The organism is Flavobacterium sp. RHBU_3 (assembly GCF_046613565.1).
Lineage (GTDB): Bacteria > Bacteroidota > Bacteroidia > Flavobacteriales > Flavobacteriaceae > Flavobacterium.
The window spans coordinates 65,841-92,454 of the sequence record NZ_JBKJHC010000006.1 but is presented as its reverse complement, the minus strand read 5'-3'; the positions used below and the strand labels follow the sequence as shown (position 1 = coordinate 92,454).

Genomic DNA, 26,614 nt, shown 5'->3' with positions numbered 1-26,614 from the left:
ATGCCGATTCAGATTACAGCGCCCTCAGAACCCCCTATTACAAGTACAGCCTGGTACCAGGCGTGGCTTATGCCGCTTATGCCCATAGAGGTGGCATATTACCAGGGCGGTGCCACACCGGCATCGGTAACGGTTCCGGTACAGATAAGAGCGATCATTGGCACAGGGCCTGAGCTTATGTACAGTAGTTTTACGTACCGCAGCTATTTTTCTTTACCGCCCATGCCTGAAGTAGTAGACCTCTCGGGGCCGGTTATTACAGATAACGAATGGTTGCCTTACACCAATAGCCTGGGCGGCGATGTTACCATAACTTTCCAGAATCTGAACCTGCTTTCCCCGGGCACGTATACGCGCCAGGTGACTTTTGAAATACGGGGTACTAATGCTGCCGGGGCATCTACCATAATAGACAAGCGCAGCTTTACCATAATAATACACGTGTTTACAGCCGATACCCCTGTAATTACGCCTTTCGGGTTCAATTTTAACTGGGTGATTGACGGCGGTGACACGTACATTGTAAGCACTACGCCGGTAAATGTAAACGGTGCCAGCTGGAGCATAGAAGCGCCACTGGGCTTTGTGTGGCTCCCTGTTGAAGGGGCTGAAGTATCGGGTACGGTACCCAGCATTATTACAGGAACCGGAAGCCTGGATATAAACATGGCCATGTTTGTGGGTGCAATGCCAAATCCGATAATTGAAAACCCGCTTACCCTGTATGCTGACGTAAACGGCGGGCTGATACAACTGCCCGTTACCGCCACATTTGTACAGGAAAACGGGCTGTTTCTGGAAAAGGAAGTGCTGTATTTTGAAGCCCTGAAGGGTTTGACAGAAGCCGAGGCACAAACCGTGGTAATTACGTTCCCGGCTTCGTACTCGTTTACAAAGCCGTCGTGGCTTACGCTATCGCCCACATCCGGAAACGGCACCATTACCCTGGTAGTGCAGCCCATTGCATCAGCAAACATGGATGGCGGTACATATACCGGTGATATCGTACTAAAAAATGCCTCAGGCGATATCATTGGCACCATAAGCGTAACTTATTTTGTAAATGATGCGATAAACATGCCGTATGTAGAGGGTGATTATGCCTTTACCCTGGATAAATTGTTTATGGAATTTTCGGCGCCCGGCACTACATATTTTCAGGTAGACCTGAGGGCGCGGGTGTACGATTATTTTGGCACAGCATACCAGGACAGGACGGCGAGTTTTAAAGCGCCGTTGTTTAACGGTTTCCAAAAGCTGAACATAGGCAAGCCCGTGCATCAGCTTATGAAACGCCCGGAAGATTTGGGTAATAATAATCAGTTGATGTACAAGCCTGCCGAGGTTTACCTTGATGTTACGCAATACGCAGGTGGAAGTACATTTTCATACGCCCTGGGGCCGTATTACTTTATTGCAGGTATTTCGCCCGCGCTGCTGAACAAATGCGCGTTCCTGGACATAAGCCCGGGCGCACGCAGGGTAACGGCCACGTCGTACCATATTGTAAACATGCTCATAACCGGATCGGCCAATATACGTGTTTTCCGGAACGGCGCACCGGTTTCCGGGTTTTCTATGCAGCCGGGCATCAGGCAATATCGTATGAACTTTGCCCAGTGGGGCGCTGTTCAGGGAGACGTGTTTGACATTGTAATTATGTTCCCGTTCCAAACCCGGAGCCTGAAGCGTACGTTTATTGTTTTCCCTGAAGGGTACACTTCGTGTCATGTGGTGTGGGAAAACGAGCATAGGCTGCGCTCCGTGCTGGAGTGTACCGGTAAAGTGAAGCTGAAGAATGCTTTTACCAACCGTACACAGGAACTGGAGCAGGACCTGGTTACCGTTTTGGATAAACTTGAGAGCGAAAAAACATCGACCATTACCATAAATACCGGCTGGATCCTGAAGTCGGAAAAAGCATTTATTGAAAGCCTTTCGCGTTCGCCCAAGGCAACGCTGCTCATAAATAATACTGAAATAGACATGGTGCCGGTACCGAAAGAACTGGTAACGGTGGACACCGATGAAAGCCTGGTATCTTTTGACCTTGAATTCCAGATAAACAGAAAAACCAATGAGGAAATTTATTCATTCTGATTTTGAACTGGACCTTTCGGGCTTCAGTATTACCGATACTGCCGAGAACCCCTGGTTTACCGGCGAATATTTTTCGAAATACAGTTACCCCTTCACATTCCTGTTAGATGATGAAACAGACATTGCCATGGGCATGGTTTCAAACCACAACAGCGCCGATGCCGTTACCCTGTTTAAAGGCACGTATGTAGACGGGAATGTAATGGAGGAAGCAGAGCTGGAGCTGGAGGAAATAGAAGACACTGCGAGCCTGTCCCTGCGTTATGGCCTGGATGATTTTCCCAACTTTGAAACCAAGTTGGCCAACTTACCCCTGTATCAGGCTGAAGTGGCCAGTATATACGAACACGCAGCGGATGTAATTTCGCTGGGTTGGCCTGCTGTGAAGTATAATTTCCCGCAGGTGCACATTGATAAAATAGACACGAGCGCCGACGAATGGGCTTCGTTTCAAAAAATCATCAACAATTACCAGGGCGGTGCGTTTCTGATTAATGAAGTGGATCTGGAAACAGAAACCAGCATTAACCGCAATATTATGCAGCCCTTGCCGTACCTGCTGCACATACTGCAGGCGGGGTTTTTGGCGGCCGGCAAAACACTTTCGGGCGATATCCTTACGTTTCCTTTGTTCCAAAAAATACTACTGTACGCTGACTGCGAATATTACAATACCATTGCCCAGGAGAGCATTGATGTAATTTACACAACTGATGATTATGACACTATAGATTACACTACTTATAACCCAAGGGTTCATCTTATGAAAACTCTCGATATAGAAAACCCGGGAAAATACCGTATTACGGGAGATGTAAAGCTTATTCCGATGGGTAATTTTGTATCAAACATCAGGATAAAATATAGGGATACGCTGTTGTTTAGCCTGAATACAGGGGCTATCACTTTAAATCAACCTGTTGATGTTACATTTGAAACGCTCACAGACCTTAATGCCAATTACCTTACTTTTGAATATGACGGAGGTTCCATCAATGATGTTACAGACACTCTTTTCAATCTATCTGTAAACCCGGTGCGCTTACATGACGAATCCGGGAACGCCATTACCAGTATCATCAACCTGAACGAAGTCAACCTTAAACGCGCGGTGCCCGACATGACATTTGGCGATTTGGTAAAGCTTTGCCTCGAAATGTTTAAAATGAACCTGGACACATCAGGAAGCGAAGCCCGGATGAATTTCATTGAAGATGAGATTGAAGCTTCAGAAATTATAGACATGTCACGCTTTGAGGTAAAGCGTCCTAAGCGGATATTCAGCAAGGGGAATTCATACCTGGTAAAATACGAGGATGTGAATGATGAAAAGTACATGTATGACGTGATATTTCAGGATGCCTCCGGGCCGGTTACATCCGGATATACCGAAACCGAAAAAACAACGCAGGTAACATTTAACGCCCTGCCATTACCATTGCTGTACCGCAATAATGTGCTTACAGCGCACGGTTTCCTTGAGGATGATGCCAAGCCTATGTTTATACTTTATAATGGCATGGTGAGCGGTAAAAACATTGCGCAGGATCCAGCGCCGTTGTATATACCGGCACTGCATGAGCAGTTCCTGGAAAAGTGGTTGCAGCAGCGCATAGATGCCGCAGGTTACGAATGGAGTTTCCGGGCATACACCGAAGAACTGGAAGGCCTTACCGCCAAAAGCCGGGTGCATGCCTACGGAAATATCCATATAGTTAAGCAGATTGAAAAAACATCTGTAAAGCCCGGCCTTTATGAGGTAAGGCTAACCACAGAAGTTTTTAAGCAGACAAATTCCTGACCTGGTTCATAAGGCGCTGCTTATAAGTAACGTCGTAATGTTCAATCACCATGTGTGTAGACTTGTGCCCGGCGGCAATTGCAGCGGCTTCAGGCCCCAGTTTCTCTGAAATCTCCGAAAGGTTCAAGTGTTTGTAAGCGTAAAAGTCGGCCGATACACCGAGTTTTTTCTTTACCTGTTCCCGCCAGCGCTTTGAAATTCCATCTGCTCCGATTGGTTTTTTTCCAGGAACCAGGTTATTTGAAAATAAATAATCGCCAGGCTCAGCCATTCTCATAATCATAGTCCAATAGGGTAGGGCTCGTTTTTGTATTGGACGGGTAACACGTGTTTTTATCCGTTGCTTTTTTATAAGTGTAGTATAACTCCAATCGTTTTCATTCAGGCAAACATCCTCATATTTTAACCTCAGGAGTTCAACTTCACGCGCGCCTGAATAACGGAAGATATTCATAAACAGCCAGAAATTGCGATGTTTTTCAAACAGAAAATTGTTGATCGTTTCAACCTGGCTATCTGTCAATACTTTCCTCGGTTCAACTTCCACAGCAAAGAGCTGAACAGCCTTAAAAGGATTTGAATCTACCATCTTGTTATCTTGTAAAATGGTAAATAGGCCTGTCAGGTAAGCAACATATTTGTTGTATCTTTTCTCAGAGAGATATTCCCGTTTTGATTTTGGGTTTCGTCTCGTCTTAATATTTTTTAGCACTTCAGTTGCATGCATGGGAAGGAATTGGTTTACTGGTACCTGTTCAATTTTTAATTCCTCACATGATTCCAGGAAGTATTTTACAACAGACTTTATATCCTTAAGGGTATGTTCTTCTACTAAAGTAAGAGAGTAGGCTTTTTGAACGGCGAGAATTAAAGGAGTTTCTTTGTTGTATAAAATCTTCGCGGGCGTGTGTTCCGGAATTTCTACCTGAATTTCCTCATAAACCCGCATGTACATTTTAGTGATAGGATTGTAGCCACGAACATCCAACATTAGTGCCATGTGTTCCTGGATAAACTTAATAGCCTCCCGGCGGCTATCCAGTGAATAAGTCCCTTTGTTCGCTTTCACGCGATACTGAAATCCTAAAGGATATTTGTCTTTTAAAGCAGGATCATAGAATCGGCATTGCACATACCATTCTTTTTTTAGGCTGGATTTTGCTGTAGTAGTGTTCCAGTTTTGTGGCGATGCCCATATTTCGGTACGGGTACATCCATTGAAAGTTTCTTGCATATAAGTAGCTTTTGTGTTACCGGTTATGTTACCGATTGATAAAAAGCTACGCGTCTCGAAAAGTAAAAAAAATACTAAAACCCACTGGGGAGTGGGCTTTAGCTTAGGGTGAATGAGGGGTCTCGAACCCCCGACCTTCGGAACCACAATCCGACGCTCTAACCAACTGAGCTACAATCACCATTTTAACTCGCTTGCAGTATTACCTGTTTTGCGAGTGCAAATATAGTATGCTTTTCCTGTTTTTACAAGGAAAATTTTCACTTTTTACAATAAATCTCCTAAACTGTTCACTGCCAAATGCCTTTCTACGGTAAAACCTTCGCCATGCTCGGTATTTATTAGCCTTCCCAGGTCGGCAGAGCGGTAAAGTATACTCTCTTTAAAGTTTTTTGTGGCAATAGGGGTCACCGGTTCGGTGCTGTTCGGGTCATAAAATTGCGACTTATATGCCATAAGCGATGCAACTTTTACGTCGGTAAAGCCGGTAATGTCTACCACAAAATCGGGTTTCAGGTTTTTCCATTGTATATAGTGGTACACCACCTCCGGGCGCCATGCCTGTTGTGCTTCGCCATCAAGTGTAGTTTCTATGCGTCGCAGCCCTGATAGGAAGCACGCATCGCTAACCAGTTTGCTGCCGCGCCCGTGGTCTATATGACGATCATCTACGGCATTGGCTATAACAATTTTTGGGCGGTATTTACGTATCATTTTAATTACTTCCAGCTGATGGGCTTCGTCATTTACAAAAAAGCCATCACGAAAACGCAGGTTTTCGCGCACGTGTATGCCCAGTATACGGCCGGCTTCTGCGGCTTCAGTATCGCGTAGCTCTGCAGATCCCCGTGTACCCAGTTCACCACGGGTAAGGTCTACAATGCCCACTTTGCGCCCCAGCGCTATTTCTTTAGCTATGGTGCCACCACAGCTTAGTTCCACATCGTCCGGATGGGCGCCAAATACAAGTATGTCGAGTTTCATTTTTTTCTTAGATTCTGAGCCGCTGAGCGTCTTAGCTACTGAGCTATTGCAAATGTACAAAGTTTTACTTATCTTTCCGTCTGAAAGGATTTCCCAACCCCATATCATAAATATACAATGATACGTTAGAGCGTCGGATTGTGGTTCCGAAGGTCGTCCTATAAAGCTTTTCGCATCGTTTTACTCTTATTCACCGTTTCGTAAAATTCCTTTTCAGGGTCGCTATCCTTTGTAATGCCACAGCCAATGAACAATTGTGCTTTGCCTTGGTGCATTTTCATGCTGCGTAGGTTTACAAATAAGTTGGTGCTACCATTCATATCCAGCTCACCCAAAAAGCCACTGTAGTACTCGCGATTGTAGCCTTCATTGTCCACCAGGAAATCGCGTGCTGCTTCTTTAGGCAGTCCGCATACGGCAGGAGTAGGGTGCAGGGTAGTAATAATGTCTGCCAATGCATTTCCGTGTTTCAGCGTAGCCGATATATCGGTTTTTATGTGTACCAATCCGCCTGCGCGGTGTGTATAGGGGGCTGTAGCGGTTATGGTTTCGGTAAAGGGCGCAAGTTGGCTCAGTATATAATCGGTAACAAACTGTTGCTCTTCACGCTCCTTGTTTTCCCAAACGGCTTCATTATTGGCATCAAACAGTTGCGTACCCGCCAAGGCTACTGTATTTATAGTATTGTTAGCCGCTTTAAGCAATTGTTCTGGAGTAGCGCCCATCCACAGCCCGCTTACGGGGTGGTAAAAACAGTAGCGGTAAGCAGTAGGGTAGGTATGCAACAGGGCGGTGTATATTGCAGCAATTTCTTTATCCGTTTCTACAAATTCAGTGCGCGAAGCTACCAGTTTGTGAAATTTCCCTGTTTTTATTTCGTTTACACAAAGTGTAACCAGGTTTTCAAAAGCAGTTTTGGCTTCAGGATTTATAACCGGTTCGTCCGATTGTACAGTTGTTGCGTTATTGTTGCTAATAGTAGCCGTAAATACTTCAGCTTCATTAAGTGGTATAAAAGCCGTTTCGTCATTATAAAACGGCGCAAAGACAAAACCCTGTCCGTTTAGCCCGTTAAGGGTATGCGGTATATCCGTTTTTTGAAACAACGCATTTACAACAGCTTCGCCGGGTTTTGCATAGAGTGCAAAGGGTTTGCCTTCGGCTAATTGCTGCTTCAGGCGTATAAAAATATCTTCCATTACTTAATTATTGCGCCTGCGGGGCAATACCATATTGGTTATTTTACAAAGCGAAATAAGCCTGCCTTGCTCGTCGGTTATTTTTATTTCCCATAGGTGAAGGCTGCGGCCCTGGTGTACTATACGTGCGGTTCCGGTAACTACACCATCGCGCTTGCTGCGCAGGTGGTTAGCTGATATTTCTATACCGCGTACTTCCTGCAACTCAGGGTTTACAAATAGTAATGATGCTGCACTACCCACGCTCTCGGCCAATGCCACACTGGCACCACCATGCAGCAGGCCCATAGGCTGGTGTACGCGAGAGTTTACCGGCATTTTTGCCTCAAGGAAGCCTTCGCCGGCATCGGTAAATACAATTTCAAGGGTTTCCATCAGGGTGTTCTTGCAGTAGCCATTGCACATTTCCAGTGCTTTTTCTTTGTCAAATGCCATACAGGTTAATTTTTGTAAAGGTACGAAAAACACAGGTTTCAGTACCGTTTTCAAAATAAATGGTAAGAAAAAGCGTTAGCTTTAAGTTGTTTTTATCTTTAGGAATATATTAAGTACTTTTACAAAAAATTGTCATTGCTCATGCGCCAACTCATATACCTGTTGTTTATCGGTTTCTGCATTACGTTTACCTCATGCCGGGAGGATTTTGTTTTTGAAACCAGCGCAGGCGGACTTGAATTCAGTAAAGATACCGTGTATCTTGATACCGTGTTTTCTAACATAGGTTCCAGTACTTACACTCTTAAGGTATACAACCGCAGTAATAAAGATATTAAGATACCGAGCATACGCCTGGGTGAGGGACAAAACTCTAAATACCGCCTTATGGTAGACGGTATGCCGGGTAAGGAGTTTACCAATGTAGAGCTTTTGGCTAAAGACAGTATGTATGTGTTTATAGAAAGCACTATTGATTATAGCGAGTATGCTAATAATACCACTACCTTTTTATATACCGACCAGATACAGTTTACCAGTACTAACGGTACGCAGAATGTAGAGCTGGTTACACTGGTGCAGGATGCATATTTCCTCTATCCGCAGCGCGATGACCAGGGTAATTACGAAAACGTACCTTTTGACAGCGAAACGAATATTTACGGCTTTTACCTTGATGAAGCCGACCCTAATAACGGTAACGAATACCACTGGAACAATACCAAACCTTATGTAATATACGGCTATGCCACAGTGCCTACCGGCAAAACGCTTACGGTAGACCCCGGTGCACGGGTGCATTTCCATGCTGATTCCGGGCTTATGGTACGCCCCGGCGGCAGGCTGGTAGTAAACGGTGCCCAATCTACGACAGAGGAAATGGAGAATGAGGTAATCTTTGAAGGCGACCGCCTGGAGCCTGATTTTGCCGATGTGGCAGGGCAGTGGGGTACGGTACTTATTATGTCTGATCAAGATAATACCATAAACCACCTTACCTTAAAGAATGCTAATATAGGCATCTACGCCATGGTGAATGACGACAGCCCGATGCCTAAGGTAACTATAAAGAACTCGCAACTTTATAACTGTACAAACTTTGCCATGTACGGAATAAGGGCAAATATTACCGGAGAAAATGTTGTGGTAAATAATGCCGGGGTTGCTGCTGCAGCCTTTGCCTTCGGTGGTACGTATAACTTTAAGTACTGTACGTTTGCTAATTATTTTAACAGTTATAACCAGGTACCGCTACTGCTTAACGATTACAGGCAACCGGATGAAACGACTATTGAGGTTACAGATCTTACGGCTAACTTTGACAACTGTATTGTATACGGTTCTGGAAATATAGCAATGTCGTTAGAAAAACAAGCTGAAACAGGTACTAACTTCCATATTAAGTTTAACCATTCGCTTATAAAAGTTATAGACTACAACCAGCTGGAGCATGATAGCCTGTATCCTTTTGGTGATAATGACGCAACACTGGTAGAATATTTAAGTACTAAAATAGCCCGTACAAGTTCTCAGAACAAACCTGATTTTGTTGATGGGCCTAACAACAAACTGCAGCTGATAACCGGCACTGACGGCGAAGGCCCGGAAGGTACTGCAGACCCAGCTGTAGTTACCAGCCCTAATACCGATATTACCGGCACCGCAAGGGGAACATTACCCGATATGGGCGCTTACGAAAGTAAGCCTGAGGAATAATTACTTTTGATTTAAAAATATGCAAGCTGTATCCTATTTCGGGTGCAGCTTTTTTTATTGGGAATAAGTAGTTTTTTTTACATTAGATATGACACATCCCTAACCCCTCTCAAGAGGGGATCAGCTTCACTCTGATGTTGAAGCAAACTTTTTATCTTATTAGTTTTGAGTGAAGCTTAAAAGGCAAGAGTGTCAGTTCTCCTCTTGAGACTATCGTGTGGACAGAAATCGCTTTGTGGACTTTTTTGCTTTCCAAAGGAAAGCCTTGGTGTTCGTATTAAGCATAATTTAGGCCTTTTGTGCCCTTTGTGAAAAACATTGTGCACCTTGTGGTAGAAAATTTCTTGCAAAGTCGCTAAGCCACATGTCTAAACACTATACTTAATACAAGCTCATATGCTTTCCATAGCAAAGCTAAAAAGCACACAAAGTCATTCGTGTACTAAAGAATTTGAAAGGGCTATATAAAACAATAAAGCCGTCCTTATTGGACGGCTTCTGTATATTAAAAAACTACAGCTTATTATTTGTTGCCTGAAGTGCCGGCTTGCTGGTTTTTCATTTCTTTTTCTATCATGTCGTAGAACTGGTCAATTTTAGGTAGTACCAGTATACGGGTCCTGCGGTTAGTAGCGCGGTTTTCAGGAGTGTCGTTACCTACAAGAGGCACATACTCACCACGGCCTGAAGCTACAAGTCGCTTAGGATCGATACCGAAATCGTTTTGTAGTATACGTACAATTGAAGTAGCACGTTTTACAGACAGATCCCAGTTGTCTTGAAGTACAGGGTTTTTAATAGGCACATTATCAGTGTGGCCTTCTACCATACATTCAAAATCAGGCTTATCCTGAACAATTTTGGCTACTTTACCAAGTATTGCTTTAGCCTTGTCAGTTACCTGGTAGCTACCGCTCTTAAACAGTAGTTTATCGGCAAGTGAAATGTAAACCACACCTTTTTCTACGCTTACGTCGATATCCGGGTCGTTTACACCTACGGCACGCTTAATGCTGGTAACCAGTGCAAGGGTAACGCTGTCCTTACGGGTAAGGGCATCCTGAAGCCTGTTTATCTTAAGGTCTTTTTCCCTAAGGCTTTCAAGTGATTTTTCAAGGTTTTCGGCTCCCTTTGAAGTAAGGGTAGTCATATTTGCAGTGGTGTTAATCAGGTCAGAGTTGTTCTTTTTAAGGTAGTCCACCTGGCTGTTTAACTGGTCTTTTTCTGCAAGACAGGTATTAAGTTTCAGGGTTGCTGAATTTAGCAAATCCTGAATCTCTTTATTCTTAGCCTCAAGTGCGGCAATCTTCTTTTTTGTGCCGCATGATGTTAGCGTAAGCGCTGCTAATGAAAGTACTAGGAAGGCTTTTCTCATAATTGCTTGTTTAAATTTTTTAACAAATTTACTATTAATATCTAAATTGAGAACGCAATAGTGCATAAACTATTGTTAAATCAATTCTCAAACACCTTGCCGCTTTTAAGAAAATACTGATAGACAATGCTTTGAACCTTGTAATATTTTTTGTACTGTTTTGATTTTCTTTTGTTTAAAAAGCGGAACATTTTTAAATAAAAATAAAAATGAGATTTTAGCACCGCCCATAAATGTGCGGGTTGTCCCTGTAGTAAAAAACGCACACCCGCCATACCGTCTAAAGACAGCCTTATAAACAGTGCCGGGAACAGCTGTCCTTTGGGTACATTCTTTAGCATCATCCACAACGAGTTACGGAAATTAAGGAATGTTTTGTGCGGGTTGTTACTGGTTAGCGTGGCTCCGCCTACGTGGTACACTACCGACTGATAACAGTAATACACTTTATGGTTTTGGTTATTGGCACGCCAGCAAAGGTCTATTTCTTCCTGGTGGGCAAAGAAATCCTCATCGAGGCCACCCAACTCGCGGTACACGTTTTTCCTGATGAAAAAGCAGGCACCCGATGCCCAGAAGATTTCCATATTGTTATCGTACTGGCCTTTGTCTTCCTCTATGGTTTCAAACACCCTGCCGCGGCAATACGGAAAACCGTATTTATCTATAAATCCACCGGCAGCACCGGCGTATTCAAACATTTTTTTGTCTTTATAGTCCAGTAGCTTAGGCTGCACAATAGCTATGCTGCTGTCTGATTCAAAAAGATTAAGCACAGGTTGCAGCCAGCCTTCGGTAACTTCTACATCACTGTTTAGCAGTACGTAGATTTCTTCCTCTACCTGTTTCAGGGCTTCGTTATAGCCTTTTGCAAAACCATAATTCCCGACATTGTTTATCAGCTTTACATCAGGATAATGTGCTTTTACAAATGCAACCGAATCATCGGTACTTGCATTGTCTGCCACGTATACGGTAGCCAGGTGAGAAGATTGCGTTACAGACGGCAGGAACTGTTCCAGCAGTGCTTTGCCATTCCAGTTGAGTATTACTACGGCTATTTTTTTCATAGTATGGGCGTATAGTGGGGTATGTCTTTCAGGAAAATATATCGTTCGGCTTCGTTGTCCATTTGGCAAAAGTAGTGGTTCAGTCCGTTAGTTACCATAAGGTAGCCGGCATTTAGCACCATATTATAGCGGGCTATCTGGTCAAATGTGGTTTGGGTTATAGGTACATAAGGTGCTTTGCATTCCACAATAAGGAAAATACTGCCGTCAGGGCGGTACACCACAATGTCGTAACGTTTGTTCATGCCGTTAATTTTCACCACTTTTTCCACATTAATGTGTGATTTGGGGAAATTTTTGGCCGTCAGCAAAAAATGCACCACATGCTGCCGCACCCATTCTTCGGGCGTAAGCAGGATAAACTTTTTACGGATGTCATCAAAAATGGCGACTTTATTTTCACTATTTTTGAAACGGAAACTATATTCCGGAAAGTTCAGCTTTTGCATAACGGCAAAGGTAGTATTTTCAACCATTATATCAATACGCACACAGGGTGGACGAAGTTACAAGGATCGTAAACGACATTAAGCAGGGCAACATTAAGCCAATTTATTTTTTGATGGGCGAGGAGCCGTATTACATTGATAAGCTTACCGAGTTTATTGAGGATAACGTGCTTACCGAAGACGAAAAAGGCTTTAACCAGATGGTGCTGTACGGCAAGGATGTAACCGTAGAAGATGTTATAGCCAATGCCAAGCGCTACCCCATGATGGCCGACCGCCAGGTGGTAATACTTAAGGAGGCGCAGGAGCTTACCCGTACCATAGACAAATTTGAAAGCTATTTTGACAACCCACAGCCCACAACGGTGCTGGTGGTGGCGTATAAATACAAAACGCTGGACAAACGCAAAAAGGTAACCAAGAACGCCGATAAGAACGGGCTGCTTTTTGAAAGTAAAAAGCTGTACGAAAACCAGGTGGCCGACTGGATAAAGCGTGTGCTTGCCGGACGTGAATATACCATAGACCCTAAGGCTGCTGCCATGCTGGTAGAATTTTTGGGTAATGACCTGGGCAAGATAAACAACGAGCTGGAAAAGCTGGCTATTATACTACCGAAAGGTACTACCATAACGCCAAGCCATATAGAGGAAAACATAGGTATAAGTAAGGACTATAACGTATTTGAGTTGCGCAAGGCCATAGGCGACCGCGACCAGCTGAAAGCGTATAAAATAGCAGCGTACTTTGCCCAAAATCCTAAGGATAACCCGCTGGTAATGACGGTGGGGCTGGTGTTTGGGTTTTTCACCCAGTTGTTGCAATACCACGGGCTTAAGGATAAAAGCCAGGCTGCCAAGATGCTTAAGGTAAACCCGTACTTTATTAAGGACTACGAAATAGCCGCGCGTAATTACCCCATGCGAAAGGTGAGTGCCATAGTGGCTGCCCTGCGCGATGTGGATGTTAAGAGCAAAGGGGTGGGGGCCAACTCACTCTCGGCAGATGACCTGCTAAAGGAAATGCTGGTAAAGATTTTTAATTAGTGGCTAAGAAAAGTATATGTGGACATCAAAAATATTTGTTACAGTAGACGCTGTGGTTTTCAGGAAGTCTGATACCGGAAATGAACTCCTGCTTATAAAACGCCTTAAAGACCCGGACAAGGGCAAATGGGCGTTACCCGGTGGGTTTGTAGATGAAAACGAAGACCTGCCCGATGCGGCTAAGCGTGAGTTACAAGAGGAAACCGGCCTTGTAATAAATGATATGGAACAGCTTGGCGCCTTTGGTAAACCGGGTCGCGATCCCAGGCATCACACGGTTTCTGTAGCGTATACAGGCTTTGCACCGGATGGTGTGGAGGCAGTAGGTGCAGACGACGCTGAAGAAGCGCAATGGTTTTCTGTTAAAGCCCTGCCGTCATTGGCATTTGACCACGCAGATATTATAAATTTAGCACTACAAAAATACAGATTATGAGATTTCATACGCGTAAATGGGTTAAGCCCGAAGACCTGAACCCTAACGGTACGCTTTTTGGCGGCAGGCTGCTGGAATGGATAGATGAAGAGGCAGCATTGTACTCTATTATTCAGCTGGAAAACCAGCGCGTGGTAACAAAGCACATGAGCGAAATCAACTTTATGGCCTCTGCCAAGCAGGGCGATATTGTGGAGATAGGTATAGACGTAGTGAAATTTGGCCGTACTTCGCTGATACTGCGTTGCGAGGTACGTAATAAAATGACCCAGGAAAAAATTATTACCGTAGACAACATTACCATGGTAAACCTCGATGGTTCCGGCCGTCCCTCGGCGCACGGTAAAACCCAGATAGAATTTGTAGACGACCGTATAGAGCAACGTAGGAGGCAACAGGAACAGCAGGAGCAGGGGTAAGTTTTTATGGAACGCGGATTTCAACAGTTTATATTCACGTTTTGTAGAGACAGATTGCATCTGTCTCACTGCTGAGTGGCAAACTGGTTATTGATTGTTACGGGAGACAGATGCAATCTGTCTCTACGAACATGACGAATTTGGCACGCATTGAAGCTTAACATCAACCGACAACTAAACTTGACATTGAAGCAGTATCAAAGCCAAACAACCTACAAATAATTATGAAAAAAATATTCCTGCTTTTAATAGTATGTTTTTTTTATTTAAATAATTCTTATTCTCAGGATTATAAAATAAAAATCCAATCAAAAACTTCAGCATATTTAATTAAGGGCAATACTACACTGGATACAATTGATATTCGTTGGTATCAAAAAAAGAGACAATTTATAAAAGTATTAAATAACAAAGTTTACGTTTTTAGAGTTGTTATTCCTGGAGTTGATAATTTTGAAGGTGCTTATTCTTTAATTAAGGAATATACTATTTCTAATGAGAAGTTTTTGCTAACAAACTCTTTAACTATAAATAAAAATACCTACCCCAAAAAGTATATTACATTCAGGCTGTTAAAAAAGGGAATTGAATTGAGTTATAAAAAGTCTTTCTTTAAAAGAGTTAAGAGAATGATTACCTTTAATGAATTTCAAAGATTAAAAGAGTTAGAAATGGACTGTAATTGATGTGGAATTTCGGAAAACGAATGATGTTTATGTTGTTCAATCGCAGGTTTTACGGATTTTCAGGCGTTCTTGTAGAGACAGATTGCATCTGTCTTGCAGCATAGTGGCGAACTGATTGTAACGGGAGACAGATGCAATCTGTCTCTACGGGATAACGGAATTTAGTGTGTACTAAAATACCCAATTACTATCAACCGAACCAGACCCCCCCCCGAAAACTTACCACCCTTTACCTCACAAAGTACTGAAGGCATTCGTTCAGTAAAATCCGAGTGAAGTTCCCAACAACCAACAACCACAAAACCACCAACCATCATTAAACCTACCCTTCAAAAACATCCTGTCCCTGCGACGGCAGTTCAAAGATTTCCAGCCCGAAATACTCCACAGAAGCGATGATATGGTCAAAAATATCAGCCATAATGTATTCGTGGTTTATCCAGCGTTTGTCTTTGGTAAACATGTATATTTCCAGTGGTGTACCTTTATCGGTAGGCTGCAGGTGGCGGCACATTATGGTAAGGTCGCTGTTTACGCCCGGATGGGTTTCTATGTAGCGGTTTATGTATTTACGAAACACGCCCAGGTTGGTTAGGTTGCGTCCGTTTATAGCCAGTGATTTATCTATGTTATGCTCGGCGTTGTACTTGTCTATATCGGCTTTACGCTGGGTCAGGTAGTCGGTAACAAGCTGTATTTTCTTCAGGTTTTCAATTTCGCTGTCGCCTATAAACTTCACGCTGTTGGCCTTAATCAGTATATGGCGTTTTATGCGCCTTCCCCCCGAATTCAGCATGCCGCGCCAGTTCTTAAACGAATCGGAAATCAGGCTGTAGGTAGGCACCGTGGTAAAGGTATTGTCAAAGTTTTGTACGCGCACCGTAGCCAGGTTGATTTCGGTTACGTAGCCGTCGGCGCCAAATTTCTCAAAGGTAATCCAGTCGCCTATGCGCACTATGTCGTTTACCGAAATTTGTATACTGGCCACAAAACCCAGCAGGGTGTCTTTAAAAATAAGGATAATAACCGCCGATACGGTACCAAAGGCTCCCAGCAGCCCCAGCAGTTTTACATTGAATAAGATAAGTACCATGGCTATGGCTGCAAAGAGCCACAGCAGTATCATTACTACCTGTATGTAGCTGTCTATGGGCTTGTCGTTAAAGCCGGGCTGTTGTTTCAGGTAATCGCGTATAGACCGCATGATGCTACCTATAATGCGCAGTGTAAGCAGTAAGGCTACTATGGTAAACCCCTTGCTGAAAATGTATTCCCAGTTCAGGAATTTTTCCAGGGCAATGGGCACGGTGTTGTATACCAGCAGTAGGGGCACTAACCAGGCTATATGTTTTGGTACGCCGTTTAGCACCAGGAAATCGTCGAAGGTGCTTTTGCTGCGCCTTGCAATTACTATTGCTACGGTTTTTAGCGCCCTGCGGGCTATGTAGTACAGCAATAAAGATGTAATACCTATACACAGCAGGTTTACGCCCAGATTAGCATACAGCGCCGCAGTATGCTCCATGTGCAGTTCCCGAAACAGCTTGTATGCCCAGTTGTACAGGTCCATTTAGCTTTGTGGTGCTTTCAGGTATTTCCACTCTATGTAAAAAGTACCGAAAGGAATAACCGAGGCGATAGCCACGATAAAGAATTTTTTAAAACTCCAGTTTTGCTCTTCCTTAAGCATATACGCAAGGATAATGTAGCCAATGAAAAGTATACCGTGCGTTAAACCGGCAGGTTTCAATAAAGTTAAATCATGATAGATGTATTTCATGGGCATTGCCACACAAAACAGGAACAATAGTGAAAGGCCTTCAAGAGTGGCTACTATTTTAAAGAATTTAGTCATGGTTATAAAAGGGTGTTTTTGCAAAGGTAATCAAGAGAGGCTTTCGGCTGAAGCAAATTTTCTTAAAATAAAAGAGCCGCCCAAAGTAAATTTCGGGCGGCTCTTAGTATCGTAACAGCAGGTATTACCTGTTGTTGTATTTTTCAAGTGCGTCTTTCAGTATGGCTACTGAGCGGATAAGGTCTTCTTTCTTCAGTACGTAAGCAATACGTATTTCGTTAAGTCCCACACCCGGTGTAGAGTAGAAGCCTGCGGCAGGAGCTACCATTACGGTTTCGCCATTGTTGTCGTAGCTTTCCAGTAACCATTGTGCAAAATCGTCAGCGTTAGCTACCGGCAGGCGGGCTATGCAGTAAAAAGCGCCTTTTGGTACAGCTACCTTAACGCCTTCTATTTTGTCAAGTTCTTTTACAAGGGTGTTACGACGCTCTTTGTATTCGGTAATCACCTCGTCAAAATAACTCTGAGGAGTATCAAGGGCTGCCTCGCTGGCTATCTGCTCAAAAGTAGGCGGACTAAGGCGAGCCTGTGCAAACTTCATTGCAGTGGACATAACCGCTTTGTTTTTAGATACGATACAGCCAATGCGTGCACCGCACATACTGTAACGCTTAGATACCGAGTCAATCATTATGGCGTACTCTTCAAGGCCCGGCACGTTCATTACCGAATAGTGCTTATCGCCATCGTACGTAAACTCGCGGTATACCTCATCGGCAATAAGGAATAGGTCGTGTTTTTTAACCAGTTCGGCAAGCTGGTTTATTTCGGCTTCTGTATACAGGTAACCTGTAGGGTTGCCCGGGTTACAGATAAGGATAGCTTTGGTTTTGCTTGTAATCAGTTTTTCAAAGTCAGCGATAGGAGGAAGGGCAAAACCTTCGTCTATCGTAGAAATAACCGGAACCACTTTTACACCCGATGCTACCGAGAAGCCATTGTAATTAGCATAAAACGGCTCAGGGATGATGATTTCATCACCGGCGTCAAGGGTGCTGCCCAGTGCAAAAAGCAGTGCTTCGCTACCACCTGTAGTTATAATGATGTTTTCAGGATTTACATCCACGCCGTGTGTTTTGTACGATGCCGACAGTTTATTGCGGTAACTTTCAAAACCTGCCGAGTGGCTGTATTCCAGGATTTTTATGTCGTTGTTTTTAATAGCTTCAAGCGCTACTTCCGGGGTTTTTATATCCGGCTGGCCTATGTTAAGGTGATAAACTTTGTGGCCTTTCTTTTTGGCTGTTTCCGCGTACGGAACAAGCTTCCTTATAGGTGATTCAGGCATTTGCATGCCTTTCTGCGATACTTGCGGCATTTTTACTTTTATTAATTTTGAGTGCAAAGTTGCAATTTTTTTGCAGATTGCACAGCAACAGCACATTTAAAATTTTAAATATTGAAACATTATATGTTATAAAACACAAAAGCCACTTAAATTAATCAAGTGGCTCCTGCTATTGGGTTTAGATATGGTCTATTTCAGTTCAAATCCTGCTTCCTGTACTTTTTCCGATGACGAACCCACGAACACTTTAAAGGTTCCCGGCTCTACCAGGTATTGCCCTTCGTTGTTGTAAAAGCCAAGTTCTTTATCGGTTAGGGTAAAGGTTACGGTTTTGCTTTCACCTTTTTTAAGTGCCACAAGCTCAAAGCCTTTCAGCTCTTTTACGGGGCGGGCAAGGCTGCCTACTTCATCCCTAATGTACAGCTGTACTACTTCTTTACCATGGTAATTACCGGTGTTTTTAACGGTTACGCTCACTTTTACAGGTTCGCCCTTAGCGTAAGAAGTTTTATCAAGAGTTACATTACCGTATTCAAAAGTGGTATAGCTAAGCCCGTGCCCAAACGGATACAACGGTGTTTTCTCCACATCGCTGTAATGCGACCAGAATACGTTGTTATCAGCGTTTGTAGGCCTTCCGGTGTTTAGCAGCGCATAGTAAATCGGCACCTGGCCCACATTCCTCGGGAAGGTCATAGGTAGTTTTCCACTTGGGTTGTAATCGCCATACAGTACCTGGGCCACAGCGTTTCCGGTTTCGGTACCCAGGTGCCACGCCTCTACAATCGCCGGTATGTGCCCATCTGCCCAGGTGATTGATAGCGGCCTGCCGTTGTTCAGTACCAGCACTATGTTCTTATTTACCTTATAAATTTCCTCAAGCAATTCCTGCTGTAAACCAGGTAAATCCAGGTTGGTACGGCTGCGGCCTTCGCCACTGCTAAAGCCGTGTTCGCCCAGCACCATAACCACTACATCGGCGTTTTTGGCAGCGTTTTTAGCCGCTTCAAAACCACTGCGGTCGGTAGTATTGTATACCACTTCATTCAGAAAAGTAGCTTTGTTTTCAGTGAGTTCCGCACCTTTTTCATAGGTAAGGGTATTGCCTTTGTACTGCTGTAAACCTTCTAAAACAGACACAGCTGTATTGTCGTCTGAAGCAATGCGCCAGCTGCCCAGCGGGCTGTTTTTATCGGCAGCAAGCGAACCGATTACCGCTATTTTTTGTCCTGTTTTTTTAAGCGGAAGCAGGTTGTTTTCGTTCTTTAACAGCACTATGGATTTCTTAGCCATATCCAGCACGGCCTCATGATTTGCTTTGCTGCCAATGACTTCTTTTTCAATCTTTTCGTTGCAGTAACGATATGGATCGTCAAACAGGCCAAGCTCAAATTTCACTCGTAAAATACGGCGTACAGCATCGTCAATCAGCTTAACGTCTACTTTACCTTCCTGAACCAGTTTAACCAGCTCATATACATACAGGTGGCTCTCCATATCCATATCGGCACCAGCGGTTACCGCCTTTTGGCTGGCATCGGCACCGTCTTTGGCATGGCCCCATTTAATCATTTCGCGTATGGATGCCCAGTCGGTTATTACAAAACCGTCAAAGCCCCATTTGCCCTTCAGTATATCCCTTTGCAGGAAGCTGCTGCCCGTGGCAGGCACGCCGTTCAGCACGTTAAACGAGTTCATAAACGTACGTACCCCGGCATTTTTAGCCGCTTCAAACGGAGGGAGTACGGCATTGTATAAGGTTGAATTACTAATGTCTACGGTGTTGTAATCACGACCTGCTTCGGCAAAGCCGTAGGCGGCAAAGTGCTTGGCACAGGCAGCAATGGTTGTAGGTTTGGCAAGGTCGGCACGGGTATCACCCTGAAAGCCTTTAACGCGTGCTTCGGCTACTTTTGAACCCAGGAACGGGTCTTCGCCGGCACCTTCCATCACACGACCCCAGCGGGCGTCGCGGCTGATGTCTACCATAGGGCCAAACGTCCAGTTGATACCCGATGCAGAAGCCTCAGATGCTGCTGTTTCCGCTGATTTGCGTATGGCCTGCATATCCCAGCTGGCAGCCTCAGCAAGCGGAATAGGAGAGAGGGTTTTGTACCCGTGAATTACATCAAAACCTATGATAAGTGGTATGCCCAGGCGGGTTTCTTCTACGGCTATTTTTTGCACGGCACGTACCTGGTCTACACCACGTACGGTAAGCATAGAGCCTACCCAGCCCTTGCGCAGGTGTTCGTATTTTATGGCGGCGTTGCCTTCCTTAGGGGCGGGGCCTGTTACTTCCCAAAAGCCGTTGTATTGGTTCATCTGGCCTACCTTTTCCTCTAAGGTCATCTTGGCCAAAAGCTGTTCTACGCGTTGTTCAATGTCCTGTGTTTGTTCCATTTTCTTCTTTTTTTGCGCCTGTGCCGTACCGGCAGCCAGCAGTGCGAGTACTATAAGGGTTTGTGTTTTTTTCATGGTAAGGTTTTTAGATATAGCTGTTTATGGAAATTATTCGCTTGTAAATGATGATGCCGGAAGATTGGCACCGTTCAGCAGGTCGGCTTTAACGGCATTTTTCCAGGCATAGCGCACTTTTACGGGAGTTTTTACTTCTTTGGCAGCTACAACCACGCCATCTTTTTGTACGCGTGCCTGTGCCGGATAAAACTTACCATCGGCGCCTGCCACTTCAAAAAGGGTAGAGGTTTTTCCCGCAAAATGCAGTCCCTCTGCATTACTGAAATGTACCGTAAGCTTGCTGCCCTTTACCGTAAAATCCTTGTATAACGGACTTTCGGCAACGGCTTTGTTTGTGCCGTATGTTTTGCTTAGCGCAAGGTTTGCCAGGCGGATACCTACCGGCTTTTTATCTCTTGGGTGAATGTCTTCCAGATTGCCCACATCGGTAATTACTGCCATCCCGGTGTTGGGTACTTCGTTTAACACTCTGCGTTGGGCATCGCGAACCTTTACACCCCAGTCGGCATCAGGGTTTCCATCGTAGTTATACGGGGCAATCTGCACAAAGTAAAACGGGAAATCATAGCCCCATGCCTGCCTCCACGAAGTAATAAGTCCGCCCAGGGTTTTGTTGTATACGCTGCTGCCCACATTGCTTTCGCCCTGGTACCACAATGCCCCGGCAATGCGAAAACCCACAAGCGGATTTATCATGGCGTTCCAGGTACGGCCGGGCTGCGTAGGTCCCCATTCGTTTGGTTTTATGTTAGCAGCCGCTTCGGAAATTACTCTGTCGCTGGTTATATAATCGGCAGGGAACCATATCTCTGCCGGGGTACCACCCCAGCTGGAATTGATAATGCCTACAGGTACACCTTTTAAATCCTCATGTAATTTTTGCCCAAAGAAATAACCTACTGCACTAAAGTACTTCATGGTTTCGGGGGTACAGGCCTGCCAGCTTGCCGGGAGGTTTATCTGCGGGCAGTCGGCGGTAAGTTTAGGCACCGTAAAAAAGCGGATGTTTGGGTAATTTGCTTTTGCAATTTCAGCCTCAGCGCCCACAATTCCTGCGCTTGGTGTCCATTCCATATTGCTTTGCCCACTGCATATCCACACTTCGCCCAGCATTACATTGTTCAGGCTTACCTCATTATATCCCTTAAATTTCAGGGTATACGGCCCGCCTGCTCCGGGTGTTTGCAGGATAAGGCTCCAAGTGGCCTGGTTACTGCCTTTTACTTTGTATTCTTTATTGTCCCAGCCGGTAGTTATGGTTATTTCTTCGTTTACACTTGCCCAGCCCCATAGCTTCACTTCGGCGTTGCGTTGCAGTACCATATTGTCTGAAAAAACAGAAGGGAGTATTACGTTGGCACTCATACATACGGGAGCAAAAAGGGCAATCAGTTTTAATAAAAGTTGTTTCATGTATTCTAAATACTTATTCTTTGGTAAAATTTACTTTAATGTCGTCGGCCAATAGGGTGCCGGTACAGTTGCTCAGGGCAAGCATAAGCCTGAATTTAGCGGCATCCTGTGGCAGGGCAAAGGTTTTCTCAAAATGCATCCATTCGCCTGAGCCCGTAACGCTGCCTATGAGCTGGTCTTCTGTGGCTTTTGTTTGGCCGTCTTTGGTCAGTTCCAGTATAAAAACACCGTTGTTCCAGCTGTCCTTGCCGCGTACTATGTTATCGGGCTTTAGCCAGCCCGAAATAACGATATTTTTGCTTCCTTCCGGAATAGCGGCTATCTGGTCTATACCCGTCCACACCGGCTGGTCTGACGACAGGGCTATTGCGGTTGTCCCTTCCTTTGCCGGGCTTACGGTTTTGGCAGTTCCGCGCCATCCCTCCATGCCGTTTTCAAAGTTACCGTTTTTAAATTGTGTTGCAGCTGCCTGGGCGGCCTTGCGCTCATCGTCTTTCATTTTTTCAAATTCAGCTGTTTTATAAGGCACTGCCGACACTTCATCAAATAAAACAGAGCCGTTTGTTTGTGCCAAAGCCAGCATAATCCTAAACTTTTTGGCACCGTTTGGCACCACTACGGTTTTCTTGTACTGTGTCCACCCGGTAGAGCCCGTAACCTGGGCTACGTTTTCATAACTGATATTAGCCTCACCACCCGAAAGTAATTCTACAGTCATCACACCTGCATTCCAGGCATCTTTGCCGCCTTCTATGTTATCTGCTTTAATCCACACGGAAAATTCCAACGCATAAGTTTCTTTCGGGATAGCTACAATCTGGTCGATACCTTTCCATTGCTGCCCTGTAAACTGGTTAATCATGCCACTGCTTTTACCGGCCTGTTTATCATAATTGTTCAGTATGGCAGCATCGCCTCGCCAACTGTCGGTATTGCTTTCAAAACCGCCGTTGCGCACCAGGTTCTTTTGGCTCCAGCCACAGGTAACTGCCAGAAGTGAAAGGGTTAGTAATGTATTTTTCATGTTGTTACGTGTTTGGTTAAAGGCTAATTTTTTGTGTTTCAATCGTTGTAATTAGCGTAAGCCAAAATACCCAAAATCAGCGTTTTCGAAATGTATTATTTTATCTTTTGCTTATACGGGATGTGCAAAAACGCGGGTGTTTTTGCAGTAATGATATTTTTATGATGCTATACTGAGAATGTGTGAAATAACGTGCTGTACTCTTCGCGGTAATAGCGCGGTAATTATCCCTTTGATAAAATAGTCGTACCTTTGTGTAGTTATCCCGCATTCATAAAAAATGAAACTCTCTATAAAAAATATGGTTTGCCCGCGCTGCATTGCTGCTGTAGAAGGTGTGCTTACGGCGATGGATTTGCAGCCCGAAAGTGTGCAGCTTGGGGAAGCTGTTACGGCTGTAGATCCGGATGATGCGCAATTAGTAGCGCTTAAACTAAAATTGCAGGAACAGGGTTTTGAATTGCTGGAAGATAACAAACTGCAATTGATAGACCGAATTAAATCCGTTGTAATAAACCATATTCACCATACTGAAGAAAGCAATGTGGTGTTCTCTGAACTGCTGGCCACCGAACTGCACCGGGACTATTCCGGCCTGAGTAAATTATTTTCAGCTACCGAAGGCATTACCATAGAGCAATACGTTATTCTGCAAAAGACTGAAAAAGTAAAAGAGCTGCTACAATACAATGAACTTACCCTGAGTGAAATTGCCCACAGGCTGGGGTATAGCAGCGTGGCGCACCTTTCGGCACAGTTCCGTAAAACTACGGGCGTAACGCCTACAAATTTCCGTAAAAACAGCACGGCATTGCGCCAGCCGCTCGATGCGCTTTCCCGAAATCTGTAAATCTTTTCCGTAATCCTGTAACCCTTTTATTATTGCACAGGCGTAACTTTGTACCATAAACTAAGTATTATGGCTACAAAAGATAAAAACACCCTTTACCTGCCTTTACAGGGTATGGACAGTGAACACTGCGCCATGATTATAGATAAAGGGCTGAAAGAAGTCAAGGGTATTTCCTCGCACAAAGTAGAGCTGAATAATAACCGGGCTGTAATAGAAACCAATGATGCTGCGGCTGTACTGCCTGTCGCTGTAAAACAGGTGCGCAGCCTGGGCTACGATGTACCTACCGTTAAAAAAACATACCCGGTGCTTAATATGAGTTGCGCTTCGTGTGCGGCAAGCAGCCAGGATGTACTGACTATGCAGCCGGGGGTGGTAAGCGCTACTGTAAACTACGCAAACGGAAATGGTACTATAGAATTTATTCCTACGATAACTAATCCGCAGGTGCTTAAATCGGCGTTACAATCTGTAGGTTACGACCTGATGATTGACGAAAGCGATGAGGCTACCGACAGCCTTACCGATTTACAGCGAGAACATTATAATTCCCTGAAAAAAAGAACGCTTTGGTCAGTTGCTTTATCTGTTCCTTTAGTGGTGCTGGGCATGGTTCCTGTGTTTATGAAACAGCCCTGGGTGCCTTACCTTATGTGGGTATTGGCTACTCCTGTGGTGCTGTATTTTGGCAGGCAGTTTTTTATAGGAGCGTATAAACAGGCAAAACACCGTTCGGCTAATATGGATACGCTGGTGGCGCTGAGTACCGGTGTGGCGTACCTGTTTAGTGTGTTTAATACGTTGTTTCCTGAATTTTGGCACAAACAAGGCCGTCATGCCGATGTGTATTTTGAAGCTTCGGCGGTGGTCATAGCCTTCATCCTTTTAGGCAAATTGCTGGAAGACCGGGCTAAAGCCAAAACCTCATCGGCTATAAAAGGCCTTATGGGACTACAGCCCAAAACCGTTACCGTAGTACACCACGGCGGACATCAAATGGAAATGCCGGTAAGCAGTGTGCAGCAGGGTACCATGCTATTGGTAAAACCCGGCGAAAAAATAGCGGTAGACGGTACGGTTACCACCGGTAGCAGCTATGTAGATGAGAGTATGATAAGCGGTGAACCTGTGGCTGTTATAAAGCAGGAGGGGAGCAAGGTATTTGCCGGTACACTAAACCAAAAAGGCAGCTTTCAGTTTAGGGCAGATAAGGTAGGCAGCGATACGCTTTTGGCGCAGATTATTAAAATGGTTCAGGATGCACAGGGCAGCCGTGCCCCGGTACAAAACCTGGTAGATAAGATAGCGGGTATTTTTGTTCCGGTGGTTATTGCTGTTGCGGTACTAACGTTTGTTGCCTGGATTGTGCTGGGAGGCCAAAACGGATTTACACAGGGGCTTATGGCTATGGTTACGGTGCTGGTTATTGCCTGTCCGTGTGCGCTGGGGCTTGCTACGCCCACTGCCATTATGGTAGGTGTAGGAAGGGGAGCATCTTTAGGTATACTGATTAAGGATGCCGACAGCCTGGAGCATGCAGCCAAGGTTACGGCTGTGGTATTAGATAAAACAGGTACGCTTACACAGGGTAAACCCCAGGTAACCGATGTTAAATGGTTTGTTGAGAATGATGAATGTAAGAGTTTGTTTTTCAGTATAGAAAAATCATCGTCGCACCCGTTAGCAGAAGCCATAACAGCCTATTTTGGAAGTGCACATTTTATTGAGGGAATCACCATTGAAAATAATGCAGGCAAGGGAGTTCGGGCGGAGTTTAACGGTAAAACGTATTGGGTAGGAAACAGGACTTTGCTTACCGAAAATAACATAACAATTGGCAGTGAGGCTGAAAGTTGGGTAACAGCCCAACTTGAAAAAGCCCAAACGCTGGTGTTCTTTGCTGATGAAAGCCAACTACTGGCGGCGGTAGCAATAGCCGATGCGCTGAAGCCTACATCGGTAGCAGCGGTGAAACAATTACAGGCCGAAGGTATAGCGGTATATATGCTTACCGGAGATAATGAAGCCACTGCCAAAACCATTGCCGAAACGGTGGGTATACAGCAGTATAAGGCTAATGTGTTGCCGCAGGACAAGCTTGATTTTGTAAAAGAACTACAGCAAAAAGGTAATGTAGTGGCTATGGCAGGCGATGGTATTAACGACAGTGCTGCACTGGCTCAGGCCGATGTAAGTATTGCTATGGGCAGGGGCAGCGATGTAGCTATGGATGTGGCAAAAATGACCATTATTTCGGGAGATTTGCTTAAGTTGCCCATAGCCATCCATCTATCACGGAAAACCATGGCTACGGTAAGGCAAAACCTATTTTGGGCGTTTATTTATAATGTTATTGGTATACCTGTAGCTGCAGGGTTATTGTACCCGGTAAACGGTTTTCTGCTAAACCCGATGATTGCAGGTGCGGCTATGGCATTGAGCAGTGTAAGTGTGGTAAGCAACAGTTTATTATTAAAAATTAAAAAGATATAACTATGGAAAAGCAAATGAAATTTAAAACCAGCATTAACTGTGGTGGTTGTGTGGCAAAGGTAACGCCGTTACTAAATGCCGCCGAGGGTATTGAAAATTGGAAAGTAGATACCGACAATCCCGATAAGGTACTAACGGTAACCACAAGCCTGCCTGAAGATGCTGTAATGGAAACAGTAAAAAAAGCAGGTTTTAAAATAGAGCCGCTGCAATAATAAAACAATCCCCTTAGGTAATAAACACTTATGGGGATTGTT

Annotated in this window: 23 protein-coding genes and 1 tRNA gene; 10 read left to right on the top strand and 14 right to left on the bottom strand. The window is 44.5% G+C overall.

The window, feature by feature from the left end; genetic code table 11:
- Entirely contained in the window at positions 1-2,100 is a 2,100-nt protein-coding gene (locus ACLI1A_RS10060; RefSeq protein WP_411408525.1) for a hypothetical protein, read from the top strand.
- The gene (locus ACLI1A_RS10055) at positions 2,078-3,901 is read left to right on the top strand and encodes a hypothetical protein (RefSeq protein ID WP_411408524.1); all 1,824 of its coding nucleotides are present in this window, start codon (positions 2,078-2,080) and stop codon (positions 3,899-3,901) included. The genes ACLI1A_RS10060 and ACLI1A_RS10055 overlap by 23 nt, the downstream gene beginning before the upstream one ends.
- Here ACLI1A_RS10055 and ACLI1A_RS10050 read toward each other — a convergent pair.
- From ACLI1A_RS10050 to ACLI1A_RS10030, 5 genes are all read right to left on the bottom strand, one after another.
- Positions 3,882-5,135 carry a tyrosine-type recombinase/integrase gene (locus ACLI1A_RS10050; RefSeq protein ID WP_411408523.1) on the bottom strand — a complete coding sequence of 418 codons (1,254 nt, stop codon included), beginning with the start codon at positions 5,133-5,135 and terminating at the stop codon, positions 3,882-3,884. The genes ACLI1A_RS10055 and ACLI1A_RS10050 overlap by 20 nt on opposite strands.
- 106 nt (positions 5,136-5,241) lie before the next feature.
- Positions 5,242-5,317, bottom strand: a tRNA-His gene (locus tag ACLI1A_RS10045).
- An 85-nt stretch (positions 5,318-5,402) separates the two neighbouring features.
- The gene (gene bshB1 / locus ACLI1A_RS10040; protein WP_411408522.1) at positions 5,403-6,119 is read right to left on the bottom strand and encodes a bacillithiol biosynthesis deacetylase BshB1; all 717 of its coding nucleotides are present in this window, start codon (positions 6,117-6,119) and stop codon (positions 5,403-5,405) included.
- A 158-nt stretch (positions 6,120-6,277) separates the two neighbouring features.
- Positions 6,278-7,318 carry an isochorismate synthase gene (locus ACLI1A_RS10035; protein ID WP_411408521.1) on the bottom strand — a complete coding sequence of 347 codons (1,041 nt, stop codon included), beginning with the start codon at positions 7,316-7,318 and terminating at the stop codon, positions 6,278-6,280.
- 3 nt (positions 7,319-7,321) lie between these two features.
- Entirely contained in the window at positions 7,322-7,753 is a 432-nt protein-coding gene (locus tag ACLI1A_RS10030) for a hotdog fold thioesterase (protein WP_411408520.1), read from the bottom strand.
- Between the two features lie 141 nt (positions 7,754-7,894).
- Between ACLI1A_RS10030 and ACLI1A_RS10025 the strand changes: the two genes are divergently transcribed.
- Entirely contained in the window at positions 7,895-9,469 is a 1,575-nt protein-coding gene (locus ACLI1A_RS10025) for a hypothetical protein (protein ID WP_411408519.1), read from the top strand.
- A gap of 523 nt (positions 9,470-9,992) precedes the next feature.
- On the opposite strand, the gene ACLI1A_RS10020 is transcribed toward ACLI1A_RS10025, so the two are convergent.
- From ACLI1A_RS10020 to ACLI1A_RS10010, 3 genes are all read right to left on the bottom strand, one after another.
- Positions 9,993-10,844: a flagellar motor protein MotB gene (locus ACLI1A_RS10020; RefSeq protein ID WP_411408518.1), complete on the bottom strand. Its 852-nt coding sequence runs from the start codon at positions 10,842-10,844 to the stop codon at positions 9,993-9,995.
- Positions 10,845-10,924: 80 nt separating this feature from the next.
- On the bottom strand, positions 10,925-11,914 hold the full coding sequence (locus ACLI1A_RS10015) for a glycosyltransferase family 2 protein (RefSeq protein WP_411408517.1): 990 nt from the start codon (positions 11,912-11,914) through the stop codon (positions 10,925-10,927).
- A complete protein-coding gene (locus tag ACLI1A_RS10010) occupies positions 11,911-12,363 on the bottom strand; it encodes a type I restriction enzyme HsdR N-terminal domain-containing protein (RefSeq protein ID WP_411408516.1) in 453 nt (150 codons plus the stop codon). Before ACLI1A_RS10010 ends, ACLI1A_RS10015 begins: the two co-directional genes overlap by 4 nt.
- Before the next feature lie 47 nt (positions 12,364-12,410).
- On the opposite strand from ACLI1A_RS10010, the gene holA reads away from it, so the two are divergent.
- From holA to ACLI1A_RS09990, 4 genes are all read left to right on the top strand, one after another.
- Complete coding sequence (gene holA, locus ACLI1A_RS10005; protein ID WP_411408515.1) at positions 12,411-13,409, top strand: DNA polymerase III subunit delta; 999 nt, start codon at positions 12,411-12,413, stop codon at positions 13,407-13,409.
- Between the two features lie 16 nt (positions 13,410-13,425).
- Positions 13,426-13,845, top strand: coding sequence for an NUDIX domain-containing protein (locus ACLI1A_RS10000; protein ID WP_411408514.1), 420 nt, complete (start codon positions 13,426-13,428; stop codon positions 13,843-13,845).
- Positions 13,842-14,264, top strand: coding sequence for an acyl-CoA thioesterase (locus ACLI1A_RS09995; protein ID WP_411408513.1), 423 nt, complete (start codon positions 13,842-13,844; stop codon positions 14,262-14,264). Before ACLI1A_RS10000 ends, ACLI1A_RS09995 begins: the two co-directional genes overlap by 4 nt.
- A gap of 224 nt (positions 14,265-14,488) precedes the next feature.
- Positions 14,489-14,950: a hypothetical protein gene (locus ACLI1A_RS09990; RefSeq protein ID WP_411408512.1), complete on the top strand. Its 462-nt coding sequence runs from the start codon at positions 14,489-14,491 to the stop codon at positions 14,948-14,950.
- A 322-nt stretch (positions 14,951-15,272) separates the two neighbouring features.
- On the opposite strand, the gene ACLI1A_RS09985 is transcribed toward ACLI1A_RS09990, so the two are convergent.
- From ACLI1A_RS09985 to ACLI1A_RS09960, 6 genes are all read right to left on the bottom strand, one after another.
- On the bottom strand, positions 15,273-16,520 hold the full coding sequence (locus ACLI1A_RS09985) for a mechanosensitive ion channel family protein (RefSeq protein ID WP_411408511.1): 1,248 nt from the start codon (positions 16,518-16,520) through the stop codon (positions 15,273-15,275).
- Positions 16,521-16,805: a DUF3817 domain-containing protein gene (locus tag ACLI1A_RS09980; RefSeq protein ID WP_411408510.1), complete on the bottom strand. Its 285-nt coding sequence runs from the start codon at positions 16,803-16,805 to the stop codon at positions 16,521-16,523.
- Between the two features lie 124 nt (positions 16,806-16,929).
- Complete coding sequence (locus ACLI1A_RS09975) at positions 16,930-18,123, bottom strand: pyridoxal phosphate-dependent aminotransferase (protein ID WP_411408509.1); 1,194 nt, start codon at positions 18,121-18,123, stop codon at positions 16,930-16,932.
- A 159-nt stretch (positions 18,124-18,282) separates the two neighbouring features.
- Positions 18,283-20,571 (bottom strand): beta-glucosidase BglX, encoded by a 2,289-nt coding sequence (gene bglX, locus ACLI1A_RS09970; RefSeq protein ID WP_411408508.1) that lies wholly within the window; start codon positions 20,569-20,571, stop codon positions 18,283-18,285.
- A 33-nt stretch (positions 20,572-20,604) separates the two neighbouring features.
- Positions 20,605-21,987 (bottom strand): sialate O-acetylesterase, encoded by a 1,383-nt coding sequence (locus ACLI1A_RS09965; RefSeq protein ID WP_411408507.1) that lies wholly within the window; start codon positions 21,985-21,987, stop codon positions 20,605-20,607.
- A 13-nt stretch (positions 21,988-22,000) separates the two neighbouring features.
- Entirely contained in the window at positions 22,001-23,011 is a 1,011-nt protein-coding gene (locus tag ACLI1A_RS09960) for a carbohydrate binding domain-containing protein (RefSeq protein WP_411408506.1), read from the bottom strand.
- 280 nt (positions 23,012-23,291) lie between these two features.
- Here ACLI1A_RS09960 and ACLI1A_RS09955 point away from each other — a divergent pair, with 280 nt between their 5' ends.
- From ACLI1A_RS09955 to ACLI1A_RS09945, 3 genes are all read left to right on the top strand, one after another.
- Positions 23,292-23,861, top strand: coding sequence for a helix-turn-helix domain-containing protein (locus ACLI1A_RS09955; protein WP_411408505.1), 570 nt, complete (start codon positions 23,292-23,294; stop codon positions 23,859-23,861).
- A 69-nt stretch (positions 23,862-23,930) separates the two neighbouring features.
- On the top strand, positions 23,931-26,357 hold the full coding sequence (locus ACLI1A_RS09950; protein WP_411408504.1) for a heavy metal translocating P-type ATPase: 2,427 nt from the start codon (positions 23,931-23,933) through the stop codon (positions 26,355-26,357).
- 2 nt (positions 26,358-26,359) lie between these two features.
- Positions 26,360-26,572: a heavy-metal-associated domain-containing protein gene (locus ACLI1A_RS09945; RefSeq protein WP_411408503.1), complete on the top strand. Its 213-nt coding sequence runs from the start codon at positions 26,360-26,362 to the stop codon at positions 26,570-26,572.
- Positions 26,573-26,614: the final 42 nt, after the last annotated feature.